Annotated in this window: 19 protein-coding genes and 1 other RNA gene; 13 read left to right on the top strand and 7 right to left on the bottom strand. The window is 68.8% G+C overall.

Translation table 11 applies throughout. From position 1 onward, the window contains the following. Position 1: 1 nt before the first annotated feature. From H4F99_RS07375 to H4F99_RS07390, 4 genes are all read right to left on the bottom strand, one after another. Complete coding sequence (locus H4F99_RS07375) at positions 2-2,182, bottom strand: RelA/SpoT family protein (RefSeq protein ID WP_182669077.1); 2,181 nt, start codon at positions 2,180-2,182, stop codon at positions 2-4. Positions 2,183-2,299: 117 nt separating this feature from the next. Then, positions 2,300-2,599: a DNA-directed RNA polymerase subunit omega gene (rpoZ, locus tag H4F99_RS07380; RefSeq protein ID WP_182669078.1), complete on the bottom strand. Its 300-nt coding sequence runs from the start codon at positions 2,597-2,599 to the stop codon at positions 2,300-2,302. Between the two features lie 114 nt (positions 2,600-2,713). Further along, positions 2,714-3,328 carry a guanylate kinase gene (gene gmk / locus H4F99_RS07385; RefSeq protein ID WP_182669079.1) on the bottom strand — a complete coding sequence of 205 codons (615 nt, stop codon included), beginning with the start codon at positions 3,326-3,328 and terminating at the stop codon, positions 2,714-2,716. 2 nt (positions 3,329-3,330) lie between these two features. Continuing rightward, complete coding sequence (locus tag H4F99_RS07390) at positions 3,331-4,191, bottom strand: YicC/YloC family endoribonuclease (protein WP_182669080.1); 861 nt, start codon at positions 4,189-4,191, stop codon at positions 3,331-3,333. 135 nt (positions 4,192-4,326) lie between these two features. Here H4F99_RS07390 and rph point away from each other — a divergent pair, with 135 nt between their 5' ends. The 5 genes from rph (at position 4,327) to H4F99_RS07415 (ending at position 9,729) form a co-directional block, all read left to right on the top strand. Further along, entirely contained in the window at positions 4,327-5,076 is a 750-nt protein-coding gene (rph, locus tag H4F99_RS07395; protein ID WP_182669081.1) for a ribonuclease PH, read from the top strand. A 5-nt stretch (positions 5,077-5,081) separates the two neighbouring features. Further along, entirely contained in the window at positions 5,082-5,684 is a 603-nt protein-coding gene (gene rdgB / locus H4F99_RS07400; RefSeq protein WP_182669082.1) for an RdgB/HAM1 family non-canonical purine NTP pyrophosphatase, read from the top strand. 45 nt (positions 5,685-5,729) lie between these two features. Beyond that, on the top strand, positions 5,730-6,887 hold the full coding sequence (gene hemW, locus H4F99_RS07405; RefSeq protein WP_182669083.1) for a radical SAM family heme chaperone HemW: 1,158 nt from the start codon (positions 5,730-5,732) through the stop codon (positions 6,885-6,887). A gap of 179 nt (positions 6,888-7,066) precedes the next feature. Then, a complete protein-coding gene (locus H4F99_RS07410) occupies positions 7,067-9,370 on the top strand; it encodes a DUF1631 domain-containing protein (protein ID WP_182669084.1) in 2,304 nt (767 codons plus the stop codon). Beyond that, entirely contained in the window at positions 9,367-9,729 is a 363-nt protein-coding gene (locus tag H4F99_RS07415; RefSeq protein WP_182669085.1) for a PilZ domain-containing protein, read from the top strand. The genes H4F99_RS07410 and H4F99_RS07415 overlap by 4 nt, the downstream gene beginning before the upstream one ends. A 6-nt stretch (positions 9,730-9,735) precedes the next feature. Here H4F99_RS07415 and H4F99_RS07420 read toward each other — a convergent pair whose 3' ends face one another. Further along, positions 9,736-12,366, bottom strand: a complete 2,631-nt coding sequence (locus H4F99_RS07420; protein WP_343064165.1) for a bifunctional diguanylate cyclase/phosphodiesterase — start codon at positions 12,364-12,366, stop codon at positions 9,736-9,738. Between the two features lie 56 nt (positions 12,367-12,422). Between H4F99_RS07420 and pepQ the strand changes: the two genes are divergently transcribed. Next, a complete protein-coding gene (gene pepQ / locus H4F99_RS07425) occupies positions 12,423-13,751 on the top strand; it encodes a Xaa-Pro dipeptidase (RefSeq protein ID WP_182669087.1) in 1,329 nt (442 codons plus the stop codon). A gap of 51 nt (positions 13,752-13,802) precedes the next feature. Here pepQ and H4F99_RS07430 read toward each other — a convergent pair whose 3' ends face one another. Both H4F99_RS07430 and H4F99_RS07435 read right to left on the bottom strand, forming a co-directional pair. Continuing rightward, positions 13,803-15,125, bottom strand: coding sequence for an aminopeptidase P N-terminal domain-containing protein (locus tag H4F99_RS07430; RefSeq protein ID WP_182669088.1), 1,323 nt, complete (start codon positions 15,123-15,125; stop codon positions 13,803-13,805). 43 nt (positions 15,126-15,168) lie between these two features. Next, complete coding sequence (locus H4F99_RS07435) at positions 15,169-15,723, bottom strand: UPF0149 family protein (RefSeq protein ID WP_182669089.1); 555 nt, start codon at positions 15,721-15,723, stop codon at positions 15,169-15,171. Between the two features lie 261 nt (positions 15,724-15,984). On the opposite strand from H4F99_RS07435, the gene H4F99_RS07440 reads away from it, so the two are divergent. From H4F99_RS07440 to rpiA, 7 genes are all read left to right on the top strand, one after another. Further along, positions 15,985-20,541 (top strand): EAL domain-containing protein, encoded by a 4,557-nt coding sequence (locus H4F99_RS07440; RefSeq protein WP_182669090.1) that lies wholly within the window; start codon positions 15,985-15,987, stop codon positions 20,539-20,541. Positions 20,542-20,572: 31 nt separating this feature from the next. After that, positions 20,573-20,794: a TIGR02449 family protein gene (locus H4F99_RS07445; protein WP_182669091.1), complete on the top strand. Its 222-nt coding sequence runs from the start codon at positions 20,573-20,575 to the stop codon at positions 20,792-20,794. Continuing rightward, positions 20,791-21,087 carry a cell division protein ZapA gene (locus tag H4F99_RS07450; RefSeq protein WP_182669092.1) on the top strand — a complete coding sequence of 99 codons (297 nt, stop codon included), beginning with the start codon at positions 20,791-20,793 and terminating at the stop codon, positions 21,085-21,087. The genes H4F99_RS07445 and H4F99_RS07450 overlap by 4 nt, the downstream gene beginning before the upstream one ends. An 89-nt stretch (positions 21,088-21,176) precedes the next feature. Further along, positions 21,177-21,363: non-coding RNA, 6S RNA (gene ssrS / locus H4F99_RS07455), on the top strand. An 85-nt stretch (positions 21,364-21,448) separates the two neighbouring features. Further along, positions 21,449-22,060 carry a 5-formyltetrahydrofolate cyclo-ligase gene (locus H4F99_RS07460; protein ID WP_182669093.1) on the top strand — a complete coding sequence of 204 codons (612 nt, stop codon included), beginning with the start codon at positions 21,449-21,451 and terminating at the stop codon, positions 22,058-22,060. Continuing rightward, positions 22,057-22,527, top strand: a complete 471-nt coding sequence (locus H4F99_RS07465) for an EVE domain-containing protein (RefSeq protein ID WP_182669094.1) — start codon at positions 22,057-22,059, stop codon at positions 22,525-22,527. The genes H4F99_RS07460 and H4F99_RS07465 overlap by 4 nt, the downstream gene beginning before the upstream one ends. A gap of 59 nt (positions 22,528-22,586) precedes the next feature. Beyond that, complete coding sequence (gene rpiA / locus H4F99_RS07470; RefSeq protein WP_182669095.1) at positions 22,587-23,234, top strand: ribose-5-phosphate isomerase RpiA; 648 nt, start codon at positions 22,587-22,589, stop codon at positions 23,232-23,234. Positions 23,235-23,537 lie beyond the last annotated feature (303 nt).

The following is a 23,537-nucleotide window of genomic DNA, read 5'->3' on the forward strand; positions in this document are numbered from 1 at the left end:
GTCAGATCCGCTGTACGCCGAGGACGACGTTGAGCCGGCGCACGCGCCGCATCACGTTGGCGATATGGCGGCGACCGGTGACTTCGATCGAGAAGCGCATGACCGCGACGTGCGTGTCGCGCTCGAGGTACTCCACCCGGTCGATATTGGCTTCGGCATCGGCGATGGCTGCGGCGACCTGCGCGAGTGCACCGGGCCGGTTGTCGACTTCGATCCGCAGCGCCGCTGAGAAGTCCCCCCGGACTTCACGGTCCCAGCCGATGGACACCCAGCGCTCGGGCGACTTGCGGTACTCGACCACGTTGGCGCAGTCGAGCCGATGGACCACCACCCCGCGCCCCGCGGTGTGGTATCCCATCACGTCGTCGCCAGGCACCGGGAGGCAGCACTGGGCGAAGCTGATCACGCCCCGCTCCGAACCGGTGATGAGGATCTTCTCCTCGGGAACGCGCACGGTCATGGACGGCTTCGCCCCGCCCCCCGTGCCCGGCCCCTCCCGCGCAAGCACCTGGGCGACCTGCGCCGGCATGTAGTTCCCCAGTGCGATCTCTGCCAGCAGCGCCTCGAGGCGCGGATAGCGGTGCTCGTCCAGGTAGGCGTCGACGCGCCCCGGCGGCACCCGGTCGAGCGATGTGCCCAGGCCTTCGAGCGCACGATCGAGCATGCGATGGCCCAGTTGGACGGCGTCCTCATGGCCGATCTGCTTGAGTTGCTGGCGAATGGACGTGCGGGCCTTGCCGGACACGACGAATTCCAGCCACTGGGGCTTGGGCGTGGACGAACGCGCGGTGATGACCTCCACGCGCTGGCCGCTCTGCAGGCGCGTGCGCAGCGGGGCCAGCTTGCCGTCCACGCGCGCCGCGACCGCCTGGTTGCCGACGTCGGTGTGGACCGCGTAGGCGAAGTCCAGCGCGGTGGCGTTGCGCGGCAGCGACAGGATGTCGCCCTTCGGCGTGAACAGGTAGACCTCGTCCGGGAACAGGTCGACCTTGACGTTCTCGAGGAACTCCAGCGACGAGCCGGTGTCGTGCTGCGACTCCACCAGTCCGGTGATCCAGTGGTGCGCACGGCTCTGCGCGCTGTTGGGGCCTTCGGCCCCGTCCTTGTACGACCAGTGCGCGGCGACGCCTTTCTCGGCGACCAGGTCCATCTCCTCGGTGCGGATCTGCACCTCGACCGGCGAGCCGTAAGGCCCGAACAGCACCGTGTGCAGCGACTGGTAGCCGTTCGCTTTCGGGATCGCGATGAAGTCGCGGAAGCGGGCATCCAGCGGCTTGTAGGTGGCATGCACCACGCCCAGCGCGTGGTAGCAGTCGGGCACCGAGCGCACCACCACGCGGAACCCGAACACGTCCATCACCTGGTTGAAGCTCTTGTTCTCCGCGCGCATCTTCGTATAGATGCTCCACGGCGACTTCACCCGGCTGACCAGGCGGTGCTGCAGCTTCTCCTTCGCCAGGCGCTGGGCGAGGTTGGCCTCGATCTGCACCAGGGCCTCGCGGCGCACCACCGGCTGGGTGCGCAGGCGTTTCTCGATGACCGCATGCCGCCACGGGTGCAGCGCGCGGAAGCCGAGGTCCTGCAGCTCGGCCTTGATCAGGTTCATGCCGAGCCGCTGCGCGATCGGCGCGTAGATCTCGAGTGTCTCGAGCGCGATGCGTTGCCGCGCCTCCGCGCCTTGCGCGCCCAGCGTGCGCATGTTGTGCAGCCGGTCGGCCAGCTTGATCAGGATGACGCGCAGGTCGCGCGACATCGCCAGCAGCATCTTGCGGAAACTTTCCGCGGTCGCCTCGGCGCGGCTGCGGAACTGCAGTTTGTCCAGCTTGGTGACGCCATCGACCAGCTCGGCAACGGTCGCGCCGAATTCGCTCTCCAGGCACTCGCGGGTGACCGGGGTGTCCTCGATGGTGTCGTGCAGGATCGCCGCGATCAGCGTCTCCGCATCCAGGCCCTGCTCGGCGAGGACGCGTGCCACCGCCACCGGATGGGTGATGTAGGGCTCACCCGACTTGCGGGTCTGGCCGGCATGTGCCGACGCGCCCACTGCCCAGGCACGGCGCAGGCGCTCGCGCTGGCTGGCGTCGAGATAGTGGGCCGAGGCCTCCAGCGCCTGCACGTAGTCGGGCAGCGACGAGGCGTCGCCGGCCGTGGGCGTGCGGCTGGGCTGGAGATGGGCAGACATACTGGCAATCTAAGGGCCGTGAAGGCGCCTTGCAATGCATTTTTGCCGCCCCCGCGAACGCAAACGGCCCCGCCAGGGCGGGGCCGTCGGACAACCGGAATCGAAACCGACCGTCGGTCAGTCGTCGTTCTTCGACATGTCCTCGTCGGCCACCACTTCGGCGGCGGCCCACTCCAGCGCCTCGCGCTCCTTGCGCTCGCGCTCGGACTTCTCCACGGCCTCGATGTAGTCCGTGTCGACCTCGCGCGCGGCGATCTCGCGCAGCGCCAGCACGGTCGGCTTGTCGTTGGTCTCGGCGTTGTCGAGCATCGGCTCGACGCCATTGGCCAGCTGGCGCGCGCGCTTGGCGGCCAACATGACCAGTTCGAAGCGGTTGTCGACCACTTCCAGGCAATCTTCAACAGTGATGCGGGCCATGGGGCTCCCGGCGACGCGCGCCGTCTTGCGGAATAGGACTGGCCATTATAGGGAGGGCCTGCCAGCCTCGGCAAGCCCACCCTTGTAAATCAGTCGCTTACGGAAACGGGCCGTTCAGCCTGCAAGCAGGCGCTGGATCAGCCGGCCATGCCGGGCCACCTGCATCTCGCGGCGGAGGCGGCTGGCGGTGAACACCGCACACATCTCGTCCACGGCGACCGCGAAGTGTTCGTTCACGATCACGTAGTCGAATTCGCCATAGTGCGACATCTCCTCGCGCGCGGCGGCCAGGCGCTGGGCGATCACCTCGTCGCTGTCCTGCCCGCGGTTGCGCATCCGCTGCTCCAGCGCCTCGCTGGACGGCGGCAAAATGAACACGCTGATCGCGCCGGGCACCTTGGCCCGCACCTGGCGTGCACCCTGCCAGTCGATCTCCAGCAGCACGTCGCGCCCGGACGCCAGTTGCGGCTCCACGGACTGCCGGGCGGTGCCTTTCCAGTCGCCGTGCACGCGGGCGTGCTCGAAGAAGTCGCCGGCGTCGACCATCCGCTCGAACTCCGCGGCGCTGACGAAGTGGTAGTGCTCCGCGTGGCGCTCGCCCGGGCGCGGCTGGCGCGACGTGAACGAGATCGACAGGGCGATGTTGGGGTCGCGCGCGAGCACCGCGTTCACGATGCTGGACTTGCCGGCCCCCGACGGCGCGGCGACGATGAAGAGCGTGCCTCGCATGGTCATTCGATGTTCTGCACCTGTTCGCGGATCTGATCGATGAGCACCTTCAGCTCCACCGCCGCGGCGGTGCTGCGCGCGTCGACCGACTTCGAGCCCAGCGTGTTCGCCTCGCGATTGAACTCCTGCAACAGGAAATCGAGCCGGCGGCCGACGGCTTCGCGCAGCCCCAGCACGCGCCGGGCCTCGGACACGTGGGCGGCGAGTCGATCGAGCTCCTCGTCCACATCGAGCTTCTGCAGCGCGATCACCAGCTCCTGCTCCAACCGTCCCGGATCGACCGGCTGTGGCAGGTCCGCCAGCCGCGCTTCGAGCTTCTGGCGCTGCCCCTCGCGGATCACCGGCACCAGGGTGCGCAGCGTCGCGACATGGCCCTCGATCGCGTCCAGGCGTTCCCGGATCGCATCGGCCAACTTCGCGCCCTCGCGCTCTCGCGCGGCGACGAGCTCGTCCAGCACGGTATCGAGCAATGCCAGCGCGCTTTCGCGCAAGGCATCCGGATCGGAGGCCGGGGCCTGCATGACGCCCGGCAGCTGCAGGAGCTGCGCGAACTCGGTGTGGAGCCCCGGAAAGCGGGCGGTCAGGTCGATCGCCAGGTCCCCCAGCTCGCGCAGGCGGGTGGCGTCGACACGCAGCGCACCCTCGCCTTCCGGTGCGCGCAGGCGCAGGCTCAGGTCGAGCTTGCCGCGCGACAGACGTGCCCCGGTGCGCTCGCGCAGGGCGGGCTCCAGTGTGCGCAGGTCGTCGTGCAGGCGCGTGCCCACGTCCAGGAAGCGATGGTTCACCGAACGCAGCTCGCAGGACAGCGTGCCCCAGGGCGTGGCGCGTTCGCCGCTGGCGAAGGCGGTCATGCTGCGGATCATCCGGGTCGTCCTGTCTGGCGTGCGCGTCGGGGCGGCGGTGAAGTATGCCATTCGCGGCCCATCGGCGCGCCCCGCCCGGGCGTGTCCCACGCCAAACCGCTAGAATTCCGGGCTTGCCGACACCCTGGAAACCCCATGTCCGACGCCGCCCCCCTCGTTCGTCCCAGTGGCCGCCGCCCCGACCAGTTGCGCGAGGTCCGCATCGAGCGCGGCTTCACCCGGCATGCCGAAGGTTCGGTGCTGGTGAGCTTCGGCGATACCCGCGTTCTGTGCACCGCCAGCGTCGAGAACCGCGTGCCGCCCTTCCTGCGCGGCAAGGGCGAAGGCTGGGTAACCGCCGAGTACGGCATGTTGCCGCGTGCCACCCACACCCGCAGCGACCGCGAGGCCGCACGCGGCAAGCAGGGCGGGCGCACGCTGGAGATCCAGCGCCTGATCGGCCGGTCCCTGCGCGCCTGCGTCGACCGCGGCCTGCTGGGCGAGCGCACCATCACCCTCGACTGCGACGTGCTGCAGGCCGACGGTGGCACCCGCACCGCCGCGATCACCGGTGCCTACGTCGCGCTGGTCGACGCGGTCAACGGCCTGCTCGCCCGCGGCGAGATCAAGGCCAAGGGCGGCCGCACGCCGGTCTTCGGCGCGGTGGCGGCGGTGTCGGTCGGTATCTGGAAGGGCGTGCCGGTGCTGGACCTCGACTATGCCGAGGACAGCGACTGCGACACCGACATGAATGTCGTCATGAACGACGGCGGCGGCTTCATCGAACTGCAGGGCACTGCAGAAGGCCATGCGTTCCGACGCGATGAACTCGATGCCATGAGCGCGCTGGCCGAGATCGGCATCGCCCGACTGGTCGAACGGCAGCGCGAAGCGCTGGACGGCTGACCGCGATGGCGCCCCCGTCGCCGCGCTGGGTCCTTGCCAGCGGCAACGCCGGCAAGCTGCGGGAGTTCCGTGCGCTGTTCGCGGGTGCAGGCGTCGAGGTGGTGCCGCAGGGCGAAATGGGCGTCGAAGACATCGAGGAGACCGGCCTCAGCTTCATCGAGAATGCCCTGCTAAAGGCCCGGCACGCCGCGCGCATGACCGGTCTGCCTGCACTCGCGGACGACTCGGGGCTCTGCGTCGACGCGCTTGGCGGTGCCCCGGGCCTGTATTCGGCCCGATACGCAGGACGGCATGGGGATGCCGGCGCCAATATCGCGAAACTGCTGGACGAACTCGACGGCATGTCCGATGCGGCGCGGCAGGCGCGCTTCGTCGCGGTGATCGTCCTGCTGTCCTCGCCTGAAGACCCCCGTCCCGTCGTGTGCGAAGGCGTCTGGGAAGGCCGCATCCTGCACGCACCGCTCGGCGACGGCGGCTTCGGCTACGACCCGGTGTTCCTGCCCGACGGCCACGCCTGCAGCGCCGCGCAACTGGACCCCGCACTGAAGAACCGGATCAGCCATCGCGGCCAGGCGCTGGCCGGCCTCCGGCGGCAGTTGAATCGCTGAGCGCGGATCGCGCCGTCCCGGAGCAGGGATGGGACAATACGGCCGATGTCACTGATCCCGCCGCCCCTGTCCCTGTACGTGCACCTGCCCTGGTGCGTGCGCAAATGCCCGTACTGTGACTTCAACTCGCATGAAGGCCGCGGCCCGCTGCCCTTCGACGCCTATGTCGATGCCCTGCTGGCCGACCTCGACCACGACCTGCCGCTGGTGTGGGGGCGCACGGTGCAGACGGTGTTCTTCGGGGGCGGCACCCCGAGCCTGTTTCCCGCGGAGGCCATCGACCGCTTCCTGCAGGGGGCCAGCGCCCGGCTCCGTTTCGCGCCGGGCGCGGAGATCACCCTCGAGACCAACCCGGGCACGACCGAACATGGCCGCTTCGAGTCCTACCGTGCGGCCGGCGTCAACCGGCTCAGCTTCGGTATCCAGAGTTTCGACGACGGCTGCCTGCAGCGGCTGGGCCGCATCCACGACAGCGGCGAGGCCGAAGCGGCGGTCAAGCTGGCGCAGGATGCCGGTTTCGACAATTTCAACATCGACCTGATGTATGCCCTGCCCGGCCAGTCGCTGGCCATGGCCGAGCACGACCTCGAGCGCGCCTTTGCCTTGCAGCCGGCCCACGTCAGCCATTACCAGCTCACGCTGGAGCCCAACACGGTGTTCGCGGCACGCCCACCAGAAGGCATCCCGGACGAGGATGCGGGCTGGGACATGCAGGAGCACTGCCAGGCCCTGCTGGCCGAGGCCGGTTACGCGCAATACGAGGTCAGCGCCTATGCCCGCCCCGGCCGCCAGTGCGCGCACAACCTCAACTACTGGCGCTACGGCGACTACCTCGGTATCGGCGCGGGTGCGCACGGCAAGATCAGCCTGGGCCATGACGACCGCATCCTGCGCCGCTGGAAGCACAAGCACCCGACCCGCTACCTGGCCGATGCCGGGACCGTGGCGGCGATCGGCGGCGACGATGCGATCGATCCCGGACGGCGGCCGTTCGAATACATGCTCAACGCGCTCCGGCTGGTCGAGGGGTTCCGGCTGCGCGATTTCGAGGCCCGGACGGGACTGCCGGGACACACCATCGCGCCTGCACTGGAGGCCGGCATTGCGCGGGGCTGGTTGGCGCGCCAGGACGACCGGATCGTGCCGACGGATGAAGGTCGCCGCCTAACCAACGATCTGGTGAGCCTGTTCCTGGAGGGCTGAGCCCCGGCCGTCCGCGATCCTCGATGGCCGCCTTCCTGCTGCTTGCGCGTTATGAACAGGAACGGCGTCATCTCTTCCCGGCCGGGGGGCCGCGGACCGCGTCGCCTCCAAGCGCGACATCCAGCCCCTTCCGCACTCCGATCCCCGGATTCACTACTATAGGCCCGGCCGCACAGGACATGTCAGCAAGATTGGATGCCACCGCCCCCCCGTCGCATAGCAAGAGCCTGGCGAGCGCCGATCTGCCACGGCGCGTGCGGGCTGCGCTGGAACGTCTTTTCGCGCTGGGCTCCGACACGCTGTCCCGCCAACTCGACCTCATGCTGTCGGATTTCGAGCAGCAGCTCTTCAAGCTGGCGGAGCAGGCACGCAACCCTGCGCTGCAGGCGGGCTATTTCGAGACCCTGCGTCGCGTGCGCCTGCACCGAAGCGATGTGGTCCCCCATTTCCTGGGCGGGCTGGAAGAGGCGCTCGCAGGCATCCGGGACCCTGCTGCTTCGCAGGAAGACGGTACCGGCGGCTCGCTGGACTTCGACGAGCTGCGCCTGGTCGATGACAGCGAGGTGAGCGAAGAAGGGGTGCTGCGCAACATCGCCCTGCGGCATGAGTCGCGGGCGGGGCTTCCGCTGCTGCTGCTGGGCCAGCGTTTCGGGGTGCTCGCCGGCGCGCCCGCCTTCGATGCCGAGACCCTGCCCGTCGGTCCGCACCGGCTGGGCAAGATCCTCGCCGAGGCCAGTCGGACGCTCCAGCTGGAGGCCGAGCATCGCCTGTTGTTGTTCGATGCGTTCAACACGCGGGTCATGGCGGGCTACGCCCAGCTGGTCGAAGCGATGAATGCGCTGCTCGCCCGCGAGAACGTGCTGCCCGGCCTGTCCTACGTGCCGCTGCGAAGCCGCCCGACCGAGCAGGAAGGAGGACGCGAGGAAGACATGCCGGAGGCGTCCACACGCGCCGCGCCACCGCCCCCTTCCGGCCAGGCGCCCGGCCCGGCGCCGGCACAGCGCCCCCACACCCGATGGCTCGGGGAAAGCGCGGGCGAGGGCGATACCGGAGCCGCCGGCGGGAACGACGAGAACATCGCGCTGTCGATGCTGCAGGACCTGCTGTCCAATCGTCGCGAACTGGTGGGCAAGCTGCGCAACGATGGTGCCGACCGCAAGCATCAGCTCCCCCTGGAGACGCCCGCCGTCGTCGACGCACTGGCCGCGCGCCAGGCCGAACCCCCATCGCCCTCGAAGCGACCGCGCACCATCGGCGACCTCAAGCAGGCGCTGCTGGCCCAGGGCCGCCAGCAGCATGGCAAGGCCATCCGCCTGAGCGGGCAGGACGAAGACACCTTCGAACTGCTCGGCATGCTATACACCGAGATCGGTCGCGAACTGCGCCAGGGCACGTTCAGCAATGCGCTGCTCGAACAGTTGCAGGTGCCGCTGCTACGCCTGGCACTGATGGACCGGGCGTTCTTCGTCCGTAGCCAGCATCCGGCGCGCCAACTGCTGAACGCGGTCGCCGAAGCCGGCGCCAAGTGGCTCGACGAAGACGAGTCCGACCCGAAGCTGGAACGGCAGCTGCGGCAGGCCGTCGACCACGTGGTGGAGAACTACCACGGCGATTCGAACGTATTCGAGACCGCGAACGAGGGCCTGCAGGCACACCTGCAGACGCTCGCGCGCAAGGCCGAGCTGAGCGAGCGGCGCCACGTCGAGGCTGCACGCGGCAAGGAAAAGCTGGTCATCGCCAAGCGCCGCGCCGCCGAGTTCATCGGCGAGGCGACCGATGGCCAGGACGTCCCGCGCTTCCTGCGCAACCTGCTCGACCAGGCCTGGGCCGACGTCCTGACCCTCACGTTGCTTCGCCACGGCGAGGACTCGGAGGAATGGACGCGCCACGCAAGCGCGACGCGGGAGCTGGCCGCTGCCGGGGCCGGCCGCGGCGCCGCCTCCGAAGGCCTGGATGCCCATGTCGAACAGGCGCTGACCCAGGTCGGATACCATCAGGACGAAGCGACCGCGATCTCCCGCCACCTCACCGGCGGGCAGGATGCCTCCAGCGAGGACCCGGCGTCCCGCACCGAACTGGCGATGAAGGTCAAGGCGCGCGCACGCCTCGGCGACGACACCGCGACGCCCAAGGCCAAGGTGCAGCCGCCGCGCAATCCGCGCGAACAGTCCTGCTACGAGCACCTGCGCACGCTGCCTTTCGGCACCTGGATGGAATTCAGCCTCAACCAGCAGGGCGACATGGTGCGCCGCCGGATCGCATGGTTCAGCACGGTCACCGACCGCGTGCTGTTCGTGAACCAGCGCGGGCAGCGCGTCGACGAGCAGTCGCTCGACCAGGTCGCACGCCTGATGGCACAGGGCCAGGCCAAGGTCGTCACTGCCGATCGCGGTCGACTGGTCGACCGGGCCTGGGCCGCCACGCTCAACGCACTCCGTAACTTCGCCGGCATGCCGAACCAACCGCAGGGAGCCACCCCATGAGTGCCCAGGGCAACGTCAAGGAATTCCGTCGCGCCAAGCGCCAGCGCGTGCGGGGGACGATCATGGTCACCGATGCGATGACCGATACGCAGGTGGGCCGGATCGGCAACCTGTCGGAAAGCGGCATGCTGCTGATCGCCAATGCACCGATGATCGACGACGCGCTGTACCAGTTGCGCTTCAGCATCGGGACCGGCGGCAGCGGGACCATAGAAGCAGGCTGCCACCTCCTATGGCAGGACCGCGCAAGCGCGCCCGGGCAGACCTGGGCCGGGTTCCGCTTCATCACCCTGCTGGACAGCCAGTTGCACCAGTTGCGAGACTGGCTCGCCACGCATGAGCAGCGCCGCCGCGCCTGAGCCGCCTCACGCGTCGCCGCGCTGGAACACCACCTGCTCGGGCTCGTGCAGCACGAAGCCCTGGCCGTAGTCGACGCCCAGTTTGACCAGCGCCGCCACCACTTCGCTGCTGTCCACCCATTCGGCAACCACGCGCAGGCCCCGACGGTGCCCGATGTCCGCGACCGCGCGGACGATCGCCTCGCTCATCGGGTCCTCCAGCATGTCGCGGATGAAGCTGCCGTCGATCTTGATGAAATCCACCGGCAGGTTCTTCAGGTAGCCGAATGAAGACATGCCCGCACCGAAGTCGTCCAGCGCGAAACTGCAGCCTTCCGCGCGCAGCTGTTCGATCAGGCGCGCGACGCGCGACAGGTTGCGAACCGCTGCCGTCTCGGTGATCTCGAAACAGACCCGGCGGGGGTCCACCCGGTGCGTGCGCAGCAGGCCCAGGATACGGTCGCCCAGCGCCTCCTCCTCGATGCTGGCGCCGGAGAGGTTGAGCGTCACCATGCGTACGCCAGTCCCCGCCGGATGGAGTTCGTCGAAATGCGCGATCGCCGTCTCGATCACCCAGCGATCGATCATCGGCATCAGGCCATAGCGCTCCGCTGCCGGAATGAACGCGCCGGGCACCACCGGACGGCCGTTCTCGTCGCGGAACCGCAGCAACAATTCGATCCGTGGCCCGTCCTGCGACGCCGCCGCAAGGGGCTGGATCTCCTGGTACTTCAGCATCAGCCGGTGTTCGTCCACCGCCCATCGCAACCGGTTGGCCCACTCCATCTCACTCTGGCGCCGGGTGGCATCGTCGTCGTGGGCCGAATAGAAGTGGATGCGGTTGCGGCCGCTTTCCTTGGCCAGGTAACAGGCGGTATCGGCATGCGCGAGCAGGTCGTCCAGCGACGCATCCGGGTGCTCGATCATCACCACCCCGATGCTGGCCGACACGGCGTAGCTGGTCTCCTCCCACACGAACACGTAGCCATCGATCTTGCGCCGGATCCGTTCCGCGACCTCGCGCGCGCCCTCGCGCCCACCCACGTCCGACAGGAGCACCCCGAACTCGTCGCCGCCCAGGCGGGCCAGCACATCCTCGCCGCGCAACTGCTCGCGCATCACCAGGGCCAGTTGCGCCAGCAGCTGGTCGCCGGCGATATGCCCCGAGGTATCGTTGATGAGCTTGAACTGGTCCAGGTCGATGTACAGCAACGCATTCACCGGACCACCCGCAGCCCGGGACGCACGTGCACGGTCGAGCCGGCGTTCGAACTCGCGACGGTTGTAGAGTTCGGTCAGCATGTCATGGCTGGCCTGGTAGCTCAGCATGTCGGTGAGCTCCCGCTGCTCGGTGGTATCGCTGGCGACCATCAGCAGCATGGCGTGGCCATCCAGTTCCACCGGCGAGATCGACACGCTCGCCCAGAACGGTCGCTGGCCCGGCGTGCACAGGACCGCCTCGACGTTCTCGCACCCACCGGTCCCGGGCTCAAGCAGCTGGGCGCGAAGCCCGTCGTCTTCGAACAGGTCGGGCAGGCTCATCCCGGTGACGTCCGCGCCCAGCTGGTTGCGCGCGGCCTGGTTGGCATAGCGGATGCGCCCACCCCGTGCCTCGGCCAGCAGCACCAGGGCAGGGAGCAGCTCGTTCAGGCGCCGGAAGCGTTCCTCGCTTTCGCGATACTGGTGGCTCATTTTCCAGCCCAGCTCGAGCGCACGCCGCCGGGTGCCGGCGAGCGAGCCCGCCAGCAGGGCCAGCAACAAACTGATCAGTGCGCCCGGCAGCAGCACCGTGTCCTGCCAGGCCGAGATCGCGGGCGGCGGATGCAGCGGCGCGATCCGCATGCGCCATATGCGGCTGCCGTAGTTCACCTCGACTTCGCGCACCCGCTCGCCGGCGTGTGTCCAGCCGAGTTGCGGATGGGAGTCGTACAGCGGCGCCGGCCGCGCGCCCGTCACGTCGGTCACCGCGACGTGCAGGCCCTCGCGGATGTCGGCGGGCAGCGCCCAGTCGATGAGGGACTGAACCTGGAACGACACCGCGAGCGAGCCGACGAAGCGACGACGGCGCTCCTCGATTCCGGCCGGCGGCGCGCCCGGCGAAAAAATCGGCAGGCGCAGGGTCACGCCCTCGGCCGCCTGCCCCGGCTGGTCGAACTGCACCAGCCGGAACGGCGCCGACATCACTGCTTCGTCGGTATCGCGCGACAGTTCGGCGGCGCGCCGGTTGGCCGGTTGCCGGCTGATGTCCAGCTCAAGCAGCGCTTCATTGCCTTCCAGCGGCGCCACCAGTCGCGTCGGATAACGGCTGCCGTAGAGCCCCGGCTGGTGCTCCGCGAAGGCCAGCGCCTGCAGGCTGGGCAAGTGTGCGCGTGGCTTGAGATTCGAGTAGATGAACTCGAACTCCTGCGGCGACACCTCTTCCGATGCGATGAACAGGGTCTGCACGGAGCGGACCAGCAGCCCGCAGGTGCGCAGCTGGGCCAGCATCGCTGCCTGCGTGCGCTCGACCAGTTTGCCGAACGCCTGCTCCTGCGCGTCCACCGCACGGGCCTGCTGCATCTTGGACAGCCACAGCACCGGCGCGAGGCACAACAACAACACCGCCAGCGAGGGCAGCCATGCGCCTGAACGCCACGATGGCGGCCTGCCGATCGGCACCTGCGTGCCGGATGAGAATCCGTCAAAATCCCTTGACGTTCTCAAGAGGAGCCCCCATGACCGCATCCGATCCGTCGATCTTATACCCGCAACACCTCGACGTGCTGCGCTCGCGGGCCGATGCCGCGCTGGAGCGCAGCGGCCACGACCATCTCGTCGTGCCGAGCGGTGTGCTCCATTACCAGGTGTTCGACGACCGGGACTACCCCTATGCGGTCAATCCGCAGTTCAAGGCCTGGGTCCCGCTGGTGCGAAACCCCGGCAGCTGGCTGGTCTACACACCGGGGGAGACGCCCCGGCTGGTCTACCTGCAGCCCGCTGACTACTGGCACGTCGTCCCCGAGGCACCGGGCGGCTACTGGGCCGGGCATTTCGACGTGCACGTCATCCGCGAGGCGGGCGACGCCCTGCCCCTGCTCCCCGCCGACGCATCCCGCTGCGCCATCCTCGGCGAGTCCGGCAGTACGCTCGGCCCGTTCGCACCCAACAACCCCCAGGCGGTGATCGACTACCTGGAATACCACCGTGCCTACAAGACGCCTTACGAGATCGCGATGATCCGCAAGGCCACCGATCGCGGCGTGCGGGCGCACCGCGCCGCCGAACGCGCCTTCCGCGCGGGCGCAAGCGAATTCGGCATCCACCTGGCCTACTGCCAGGCGGCGCGGCAGGACGCGAACGAACTGCCGTACCACAACATCATCGCGTTGAACGAACACAACGCGATCCTGCATTACATGGAATTCGACCGGGTGCCACCGCGCGAGCCTCGCAGTTTCCTGATCGACGCAGGCGCGAGCCACGACGGTTACGTCTGCGACATCACCCGCACCCATGCCATCGACACCACCGGCGAGTTCCAGGGCATGATCGATGCGATGGACGTCGCCCAGCAGGCCCTTTGCGCGCAGGTGCGCGACGGCGTGGACTACGCGCGGATCCACCTGGAGGGACACCTGCTCGTGTCGCGCATCCTGAAGGAGGCAGGCGTCCTGCGCATGTCCCCTGAAGCCGCGGTGGAATGTGGGGTGAGCGCTGCGTTCTTCCCGCATGGCATGGGCCATGGCATCGGCCTGCAGGTGCATGACGTGGGCGGTTTCCTCGCCAGCGACCGTGGCGGTCGCATCGAGCCCCCGGAGGGCCACCCGCACCTGCGCCTGACCCGGACGCTGGCGCCCGGCATGGTGGTGACCATCGAGCCGGGCCTGTACTTCATCGACATGTTGCTGGAGCAGGTGCGGCAGGGGCCGCATGCCCGCGACATCGACTGGGAGCGCGTCGCCGCACTTCGCCCCTTCGGCGGCATCCGCATCGAAGACGAGGTGGTGTGCACCGAAGGCGACGCCGTCAACCTCACGCGCGAGGGTTTCGCCGCACTGGCGTAAGCGCGTCCCCGACCCCGCCCCCGGTCCGCCCGGGGCGGCGGGGCGGGCGCATCAACCCGCCATGAAGGCTTCGATCTCGTCCGCGCTGCGGGCCAGCCCTCCGGTCAGCACCTTGTGGCCGTCCCGGGTGATCACGACATCGTCTTCGGTGCGGATCCCGATGCCACGCCATTTCGCCGCCACCCGGGTGTCATCCGGCGCGATGTAGAGGCCCGGCTCGATCGTGAAGACCATACCGGGCTCGAGCAGTCGCGACTCGCCGTCGAGGCGATACTCACCGACGTCATGCACGTCCAGGCCGATCCAGTGCCCGGTCTTGTGCCGGTAATAGCGCTTGTAGGTGCCCTCGGAAAGGTGCTTCTCGAGCTTGCCCTTGAGCAGGCCAAGCTTCAGCAGCCCCTCGGTCAGGGTCGCGACCGCGGCCTCGTGGCCCGCCTCGTAGGGCACGCCCGGGCGGGCCTGCTCAAGCGCCGCGGCCTGGGCGTCGCCGACCAGGTCGTGCAGCAGGCGCTGTTCGCGGCTGAAGCGTCCATTGGCCGGGAAGGTCCGCGTGATGTCCGATGCATACCCCCGGTACTCCGCCCCGGCGTCGACCAGGACCAGGTCGCCGTCGTGCACCGGGCCGTTGTTGGCGACATGGTGCAGCACGCAGGCGTTGGCCCCTGCGCCGACGATGCTGCCGTACGCCGGCCACGCGTCATGGGCACGGAACACCCGCTCGATCTCCGCCTGGAGTTCGTACTCGTGCATGCCCGGTCGCACCACGCGCATCGCGGCGGCATGGGCCTGCATCGTGATCTCGCTGGCACGCCGCATCAGCCGCAATTCGTCGCGGTCCTTGAACAGGCGCATCTCATCCAGCAGGTGGCCAAGCTCCAGGAACTCGTGCGGCGGCTGCGCGCCATGGCGGACCTGTGCCCGTACGCGGTTGAGCCAGCCGATCAGCTTGAGGTCGAACTCCTGGTCCCGCCCGAAGTGGTAGTACACACGGCTACGCCCCTCGAGCAGTCCGGGGAGGATGTCGTCCAGGTCGGTGATGGGGAATGCGTCGTCGAAGCCCAGCGTCTCCACGGTCCCCTCGGGGCCGATGCGCGGCCCGTCCCATCCTTCGCGCTCGGGGTCGCGCTCGCGGCAGAACAGCAGGCTCTCACCGTGCGCCCGTCCCGGCACCAGGACGAGGACGGCCTCCGGCTCCGGGAAGCCCGCGAGATACCAGAAGTCGGAGTCCTGGCGATAGGGGTAGTGGGTGTCGCGGCTGCGGACGCGCTCGGCCGCCGCGGGCAGGATCAGGATGGCATCGTCACCGGCCATCCGCATCAGCTGCCGGCGACGACGGGCATGATTGCGAAGCGGGATGCTCAGGGGCGTGGGCATGGGACTCGAAGCAGGCAGGGGCCATGGGGCCCGGGAGGGCGGATCAGTTCAGGCGTTGGCGATGGCGCGGCGCGAGTGCACAGTCGCCGTGCAGCAGCAACGCCGCCACGCGAACGAACTCCTCGATCTCCACCAGCGCTTCCTCGTCGGCATCATCTCCATCATCCTGCGGCTCCGCGCGCGCCAGGCGCGCCAGGTCACCCAGCGCCTCCTCGCTTTCCGACGACAGCGGAGGCTGGGCCCCCGCTGCCAGCCCGAACGCGCCGACGAAGCCGTGGCACCACTCGAACAACGCCCCGCTGCGCTCGGCCAGACTCGCCTCCGGGGGCGGCAGCAGCAGCTCGAAACCGAACGCGCGGTCGTCGAACTGGGCCAGCGTGGTGCGCGCGAGGCGATCGAGCGCCGAACCCGGTGGAGGTGCGGGTACGGTCGGGTCCGCCATCACCGCGGCCAGCCAGTCCGGCTTCAGCGCTGCGCCGCCCGCCAGCCAGCCGCACAGACTGCCGTGCAGCTCGGCCGCTCCGATGGCCAGCGCATGGCCCCGGGCTTCGGCGTCGATTTCACTCAATTGCGGGAGCTCGGCGGGGGCGTCCGTCACGGGCGGCTCTTCACGTTCGGGGAGACAAGGGAAGTGTAGCAATCCGGCAGGCCACGCCGTCGTGGTTGGCGCAAGGGGGACCGCCTGCCTACACTCCTGTCACAGCGTTCTGACCGGAATCCCATATCGATGCCTGACTGGCGGCCGCCCGGCCTGGTGCACGGCCACGGATGTCCCGCCCTGCGGTGCCCGCCGGGGCTGGCGGACGCGCTTGGCCGTCGCCGCCGCACGGCGCCTGCCTGCGCGGCATGGATCGGCGCCATGCTGGCGGCACTGCTGGGATTCGCAGGTGGCGCGCAGGCTGCGGCGCGTGACTTCTACTTCAATACGCTGGGCAGCGAACACGGTCTGGCGCAGGCCAGCGTGCTGAGCCTGGCGGAGGATCCGCAGGGTTTCGTCTGGGTGGGCACGCAGGGCGGCCTGCATCGCTATGACGGGCACCGCTACCAGCTGTTCCAGCATGACCCGCGTGACCCGGCCAGCCTTCCGGACAGCCATATCACGGCGCTGGCCGTCTCCGGCGACCGCTACCTGTGGATCGGCTCGCAGGCCGAATACGTATCCCGCCTGGACATCGGCACGGGCGAGATCCAGCGCTTCGAAACGGGCGAGGCCGACGGCCGCGCACGGCGGCAGGTCCGCGCGCTGCTGCCCCGGCAGGGGCAATTGTGGATTGGCACGGGCCAGGGCCTGGAGCGGCTTGAACCGGCGACCGGTCGCCACACCCAGGTGCTGGCGCTTGATCCCGCGGCGCTGGTCGGTTCCGCGCGGCAGTCGCTCGTGGCGGATCGGAACGGGGGCATCTGGTATGGCAACGCGCTGGGACTGTTCCGCGTTTCACCGCAGGGGAACGTACAGCGGGTGGGGGATGCCGTTCCGATCCTGAGCCTTTCGATGGACCACCAGGGCCGCGTGCTGGTCGGGCGGGCCGGAGGGCTGTTCACGCCCGGTCCGGACGCGACCACCCTGCAACGCCTCTGGCCGGGCGACGCGACGCCACCGGACATGCCTGGCACGCCGCACGTGCGGGCCGTCGTCGAAGCGCCGGACCGGCAGCTTTGGCTTGCGCTGCGCGATGACGGCCTGCTGCGCCTGGACCCCGAGACCGGCGCCGTCGAGCACGTGCACGAAGACCCCATGGTGCCCGCCAGTCTTCCCGAGAATACCGTCAACACCCTGCTGGTCGATCGCGGCGGCATGCTGTGGGCCGGAGGCTCGTTCCGGGGCGTGTCCGTCACCGATCCGCGGGGCACCCGGTTCCGCTATGTCTTCGACCGCCACGACGACCACGCCCGCGGACTGGCGGCGCACAACAGTATCCGCGCCGTGCACGAAACACCGGATGGCGCCCTCTGGCTGGCCACCGACGACAGCGGCTTCAGCCGCTACGATCCGGTGGCCGACCAGTTCGAACACTGGACCGATCGCCTGCGCGAGGCCTATCCGGACGATCCGGAAGGCAACGTGCTGCCGGTGCGCATCATCGACATCAGCGATGCGGGTCACGGGCGCATGTGGCTGGCCACGACGCGCGGACTGGCCCGGTTCGATCCGGCCGATGGCCAGTTCGAGACCGGGCTCCTGGGTGCGTACTCCGGCACCGCGCTGCGCAGTGTCCTGGTCGACAAGCGCGGGGATCTCTGGCTGGGTACGCAAAGCATCGGCGCGTTGCACATGCGACGCGACGGCGGCCAGGTGGTCAACTACGGTTTCCGCGACGGCGACCCCCGCCAGCTGGCCCACGGCACGGTCCACGCCCTGCTGGAAGACGACCGCGGGCGCATCTGGTTCGGTACCGGCGACGGGCTGAGCCTGCTGGACCCGGCGAGCGGTCGCATGCGGCATTTCCGCCACGGCATCAACACGCCGGACAGCCTCTCCGGCAACCTCATCCGCGCCCTCCACCAGGGGAGCAACGGTGACATCTGGGTCGGCACCCGGTCCGGCCTGAGCCGCGTGATCGAAGACGAAGACGACCGGATCCACTTCGACCACCCGCTCGCGGCGAGCCTCGCCGACCGTCCGGTGCCGATGGTCTTCAGCATCGGCGAGTGCCGCGAACGCGAGCTCTGGCTGGGGACCGACGGCGGCCTGCTGCGGTTCAACCCGAGGACCGGCACCACGCATACATACCGCCTGGCCGATGGCCTGCAGGACCGCGAGTTCAACGGGGGGGCGTATGCCCTGTTGAGCGATGGCCGCATGGCGTTCGGTGGCGTCCGCGGCCTGAACCTGTTCGAACCCGGCCAGATCCGCGAGTCCGCCTATACGCCGCCGCTTCGCCTGTTGTCGGCCCGCATCGGCACCGAGTCGCCCAGCGACGGCGCGACGCTCTGGCATCCCCAGGCCCTGGATGTCTCCGGTGGGACCGACCTCCTGCGGTTGCGGATCGGGGCCCTCGACCATGCCCCTGCCAGCGAACCCCGCTACCGCTACATGATGGAAGGGTTCGATCGCGACTGGATCGACAACGGCACGCAGACCGACATCACCTACACCCGCCTGCCCCCCGGGACGTACACCTTCCGCGCCCAGACCACCAACCGGGATGGCGCGTGGGGCGACGGCGAACTGCGCCTGCCGGTCCGCGTGGCCCCCCCGTTGTGGCGCCACCCCTTCGCCCTGACCCTGCTCGGCCTGGCCCTGCTGCTCGCCACTGCGGTCCTGGGCTGGCGCTGGCGTCGCAACCACCGTCGCGAACAAGGCTGGTTCCGCCAGATCCGTGAACGCGAAGAGCGCCTCAAGCTCGCGCTGTGGGCCTCGGGCGAGCAGTTCTGGGACTACGACCTGCAACAGCGCCAGCTGCACTGGATGCGCGTCTACGACGAGGAAGGCAACGCCCCGCAGATCAGCACGCAGACGCAGGTCAATGCCACCCACGAGATCCACGTCGACGACCTGCACGGCGTCAACACCCAGCTGCGGCGCCATCTGCGCGGCGACACCGCGCTGTTCCTCTCCGAACACCGGACCCGGCGACCCGACGGCAGTTGGGCCTGGATGCGTACCCGCGGCCGCGTGGTCGAACGCGACGCGCAAGGGCGCGCGATGCGGGTCGCCGGCACCGCCCGCGACATCACCAACAACCGCAGTGCCGAGCGTGAGCGCCGGATCGCCAGCGAAGTCCTGCGCAGCATGGCCGAAGCGGTCGCGGTCTTCGATCGCAACTTCCACTTCATCTCGGTCAACCCGGCTTTCGAGCGCATGACCGGCTACTCGGCCGCCGAAGTGGTGGGCCGCCATACCGGGATGCTGGACAGCCAGCAGCACGACCAGGCGTTCTACGAGCACCTGCGGAGCGAACTGGAGCGGAACGGCCGCTGGTCCGGCGACATCTGGCAGCAACGCAAGGACGGCAACGAATTCCTGTGTTCACTGCAGAGCACCGTCGTCCACGAGGCCGGCGGCCAGGCCGGCCACTATGTTGCCGTCCTGGGCGACATCACCGACCAGAAGCGTGCCGAACAGGAGCTGCGCTACCTGGCCAACTACGACACCCTGACCAGCCTGCCCAACCGCGCCCTGCTGTCGGAACGCCTGTCCAGGGCCATCGTCCGCGCACGCCGCAACGGCCGGAAGATCGCCGTGCTGTTCCTGGACCTGGACCGCTTCAAGGACATCAACGATTCGCTCGGCCATGCCGCTGGCGACCGCATCCTGCGCGCAGCGGCCAACCGCCTGCAGCAGACCGTCGGCGCGGGCCACACGGTCGCCCGCCTCGGCGGTGACGAGTTCACCGTGGTGCTCGAGGACCTGGAGTCGGTCGACGAGGCCGAGCGCATCGCACGCCAGTTGCTGGATGCCTTCGAAACCCCGCTGGATTTCGACGAGCGCCACGACGTGTCGATCTCCCCTTCGATCGGCATCAGCCTCTATCCGGACCACGCGCTGGTCCCGACCGACCTGCTCAAGCATGCCGATACCGCGATGTACCAGGCCAAGGCTGCCGGTCGCCGTACCCTGATGCGTTACCACGAGTCGATGGACGTCGAGATCCGCCGGCGGGCCACGATCACCGCCGCGCTGCGCAAGGTGCTCGACCGCGGCGAGCTTCACCTCGTGTTCCAGCCCCAGCTGTCGCTGGACGAGCAGCGCATCACCGGCGTCGAGGCGCTCCTGCGCTGGCACAGCGACGAGCACGGCACCATCTCGCCGGCCCAGTTCATCCCGCTTGCCGAGGAGACGGGCATGATCCTTGAGATCGGCGAGTGGGTGCTGCACCAGGCCTGCTCGCAACTGCTCCGCTGGCGCGCGCAGGGCTTCAACGACTTGACGATGGCGGTCAATGTCTCGGCCCTGCAGTTGCTTCGCGGCGACCTGCCGCGCGTGGTGGAGCGCGTGCTGCGCGAAACCGGGATTCCGCCCGGCACGCTGGAGCTCGAACTCACCGAGAGCGTGATCATGGCCAACGCCGAGCAGACCGCCGCCACCCTGGGTGCGCTGCGCAACCTCGGCGTCGGCCTTGCGGTCGACGATTTCGGCACCGGCTACTCCTCGCTGGCCTACCTCAAGCGCCTGCCCTTGACGTCGCTGAAGATCGACAAGGAGTTCATCGATGACCTCAGCGAAGGCTCCGACGACGCCGCCATCACCAGCACGGTCATCGCCATGGCGCACTCGCTGGGCCTGAACGTCGTGGCCGAAGGGGTGGAGGACGTCCAGCAGATGCAGTTCCTGCGCGAGAACGGCTGCGACGAGGTCCAGGGCTACTGGCTGGCGCGACCGCTGGAGGCGGATGCCTGCGAAGCCTTCCTCGCCACCTGGCGTCCGGAACCGGAACGGGTCGACCCGCCCCGCCGCCACTCCAGCGCATCTTGACCGCTTCGCGGGCGCTGCCTATCGTGCCGGGATGGACCACGCCGACCTGCTCGCCCAGCTGAAAGGCCTTGCCGACCGTGTCGAGATGCTGGCGGAGCGCACGCGCCGGCTCGGCGAGGAAAACCGCAGCCTGCGCCAGCAGCAGGAGCAGCTCGTCGGCGAGCGCTCCGCCCTGCTGGCGAAGAACGAACAGGCGCGTGTCCGGGTCGAGGCGATGATCGCCCGCCTCAAGTCGCTGGAGCAGCACACGTGAGCAAGAGCACGCCTGTCAGCATCCGCCTGCTCGATCGCGAGTACACCGTAGGCTGTGAGCCGGAGGAGCAGGACAGCCTGCTCGAGGCCGCACGGTTGCTGGACGGCAAGATGCGAGAGGTCCGCGGCGGCAACCGCATGGCCGCCCTCGACCGGGTGGCGGTACTCGCCGCCCTCAACCTCGCGCACGAACTCCAGCAGCTCAAGCAGGAAGAAGGGCAGCGCCACGCCGCACTCGCCCGCACCCTGGGCGACCTGCACCGCAAGCTCGATGGCCTGCTGGACACCCCGTAAGCGCGTCGCGCCACCCGAACGTGAACAGCATCGCATCCCTGCCGACAAGCGGCCCCGTGGTCGCGTGTCCTCGCGCTATACTCCCTCCACGTCCTCTGCTGTGGACGACGGCGTACGCAAACATTCGCCTTGTCCCTTAATTGCGACCGCGGGGGCGCAACGGGTACCCGGAGTGCAGGTCCGCCATGCAGCGGAAAGCCCGACGGTTTCCAAGCGTCCCCACTTGAACCCCGGGTTCAAGGTCGTTTCGTACGCATCGCCATCGGCGGAGGACTTTTGAATTCCGCATGCAGCGCCCTCGTGGCGCTGCTTGCGTATGGGCGCCCCGCCTTTCCGTGCAGCCTGGCCTAGGACCCGGAGGATGACCGACGACCCGATGGCGCAACGTCGCCAGCTCCGTGACCGGCTGCGCCAGGCGCGCCGTGCGGTCACGCCTGCGTCGCGGAACCACGCCGCGGACGGACTCGCCCGCCAACTGACCTCGCTTGCGTTCGCGCCCTCTTCGGGACCCGTGGCCGGGTACTGGGCCAGCGACGGCGAGGTGTCCCTGGAGCCCTGGCGTGCCCGGCTTCCAGGATCGTGCACCTATTGCCTGCCGGTCCTCGGCGATGACGGCCAGCTCCGGTTCGCCCCCTATGGGGACGGCACGCCACTGCGTCCCAACCGGTTCGGCATCCCGGAGCCCGACCTGCCCGTCTCCCGCTGGCTTCGGCCCATCGACATGGCCCTCGTCGTGCTGCCCCTGGTCGGATTCGACCTGGAAGGCGAGCGCCTGGGCATGGGAGGTGGCTGGTACGATCGCAGCTTCGCGTTCCGGCACGGACGCCCGGGTTCGCCGTGGATGGTCGGTGCCGCATTCGACCTGCAAGCCGTTCCCCGGCTGCCCGCACAGGCATGGGATGTCCCGCTCGATGCCGTCTGCACCGAGTCCATTACCCTCGACTTCCGCCCCTCCCACCGGAGCCCCGAATGAGCCCGCGCCGCCGTTTCTGGCTGATGAAATCCGAGCCCGACGCCTTCTCCATCGATGACCTGGAACGGGTCGGCACCGAGCCATGGAACGGTGTCCGCAACTACCAGGCCCGGAACTTCATGCGCGACGGCATGAAAGTCGGCGACGGCATCCTGTTCTACCACTCGAACTGCAAGGTACCCGGTATCGTCGGCACCGCCACGGTCGCCAGCAATGCGTATCCGGACGAAACGCAGTTCGACCGCCGCTCCGACTATTACGACCCCAAGAGCACGCGCGAGGCACCGCGCTGGCAACTCGTGGACGTCGCGTTCGAGCGCAAGTTGCCCAGGACGATCAGCCTGGACGAGATCAAACAGCACGCGGACCGGCTCGGCGAGGAGTTCCCGCTCGTGCGCCGGGGCAATCGACTCTCGGTCTTCCCGGTCAGCGCAGCGCAATGGAAGTACCTCCTGTCGCTGGAGTAGGCCAGGCGACGGGCCCACCTCTACCCTTTCCACCATCAGACCGCCAAGAGATCCCACACATGAGCGAAGCCAAGCGCCTGGCCGGCGAGAAAGCCATCGAGTACGTCGAGGACGGCATGATCGTCGGCGTTGGCACCGGGTCCACTGTCGCCTACTTCATCGACGCACTGGCCGCCATCAAGGACCGGATCAAGGGCGCCGTATCCAGTTCCGACCAGAGCACCGCGCGCCTCAAGCAGCACGGTATCGAGGTGCTCGACCTGAATGCGACCGGGCCGCTCTCCCTCTACGTCGATGGTGCCGACGAATGCGACCCGCACAAGCGCCTGATCAAGGGCGGTGGCGCCGCGTTGACGCGTGAGAAGATCATCGCCGAGGCGAGCAGGACGTTCGTCTGCATCGTCGACCCGAGCAAGCAGGTCGACGTCCTCGGCCGGTTTCCCTTGCCGATCGAAGTCATTCCGATGGCCCGCAGCCTGGTCGCACGCGAAGTCCTGGCCCAGACCGGCGGGCAACCGGTCTGGCGCGAGGGCGTGGTCACCGACAATGGCAACCTCGTGCTCGACATCCACAACCTGTCGATCACCGACCCGAAGGGCATGGAGACAGCCCTGAACCAGATTCCCGGCGTCGTCAGCGTGGGGCTGTTTGCCCGTCGTGGCGCGGACGTGGTGATCGTGGGCGGCGAGCCGCCGCGGGTACTGTAGGCACCCATTCGCGGAGGCGGAAAGGAAGAAACGCAAGAGCCCCGCGCGAGCGGGGCTTTTTGTTGCCTGGCGTGCGTGTTGCCTGGCGTGCGTGTTGCCTGGCGGACCGGGTCGGGATGCGCAGGTCCATCAGCGATCCCTCAGCTGCGATGTTCGGGCGACGGGCAAGGTAGGGCGCCGGCAAAGAAGAAGGCCGGATCCTTGTGGGATCCGGCCTTCGGTGTAAATGTCCAGCGATGTCCTACTCTCACATGGCATGGGCCACACTACCATCGGCGCAGCTGCGTTTCACTTCCGAGTTCG

The organism is Marilutibacter penaei (genome assembly GCF_014145395.1).
Classification (GTDB): domain Bacteria; phylum Pseudomonadota; class Gammaproteobacteria; order Xanthomonadales; family Xanthomonadaceae; genus Marilutibacter; species Marilutibacter penaei.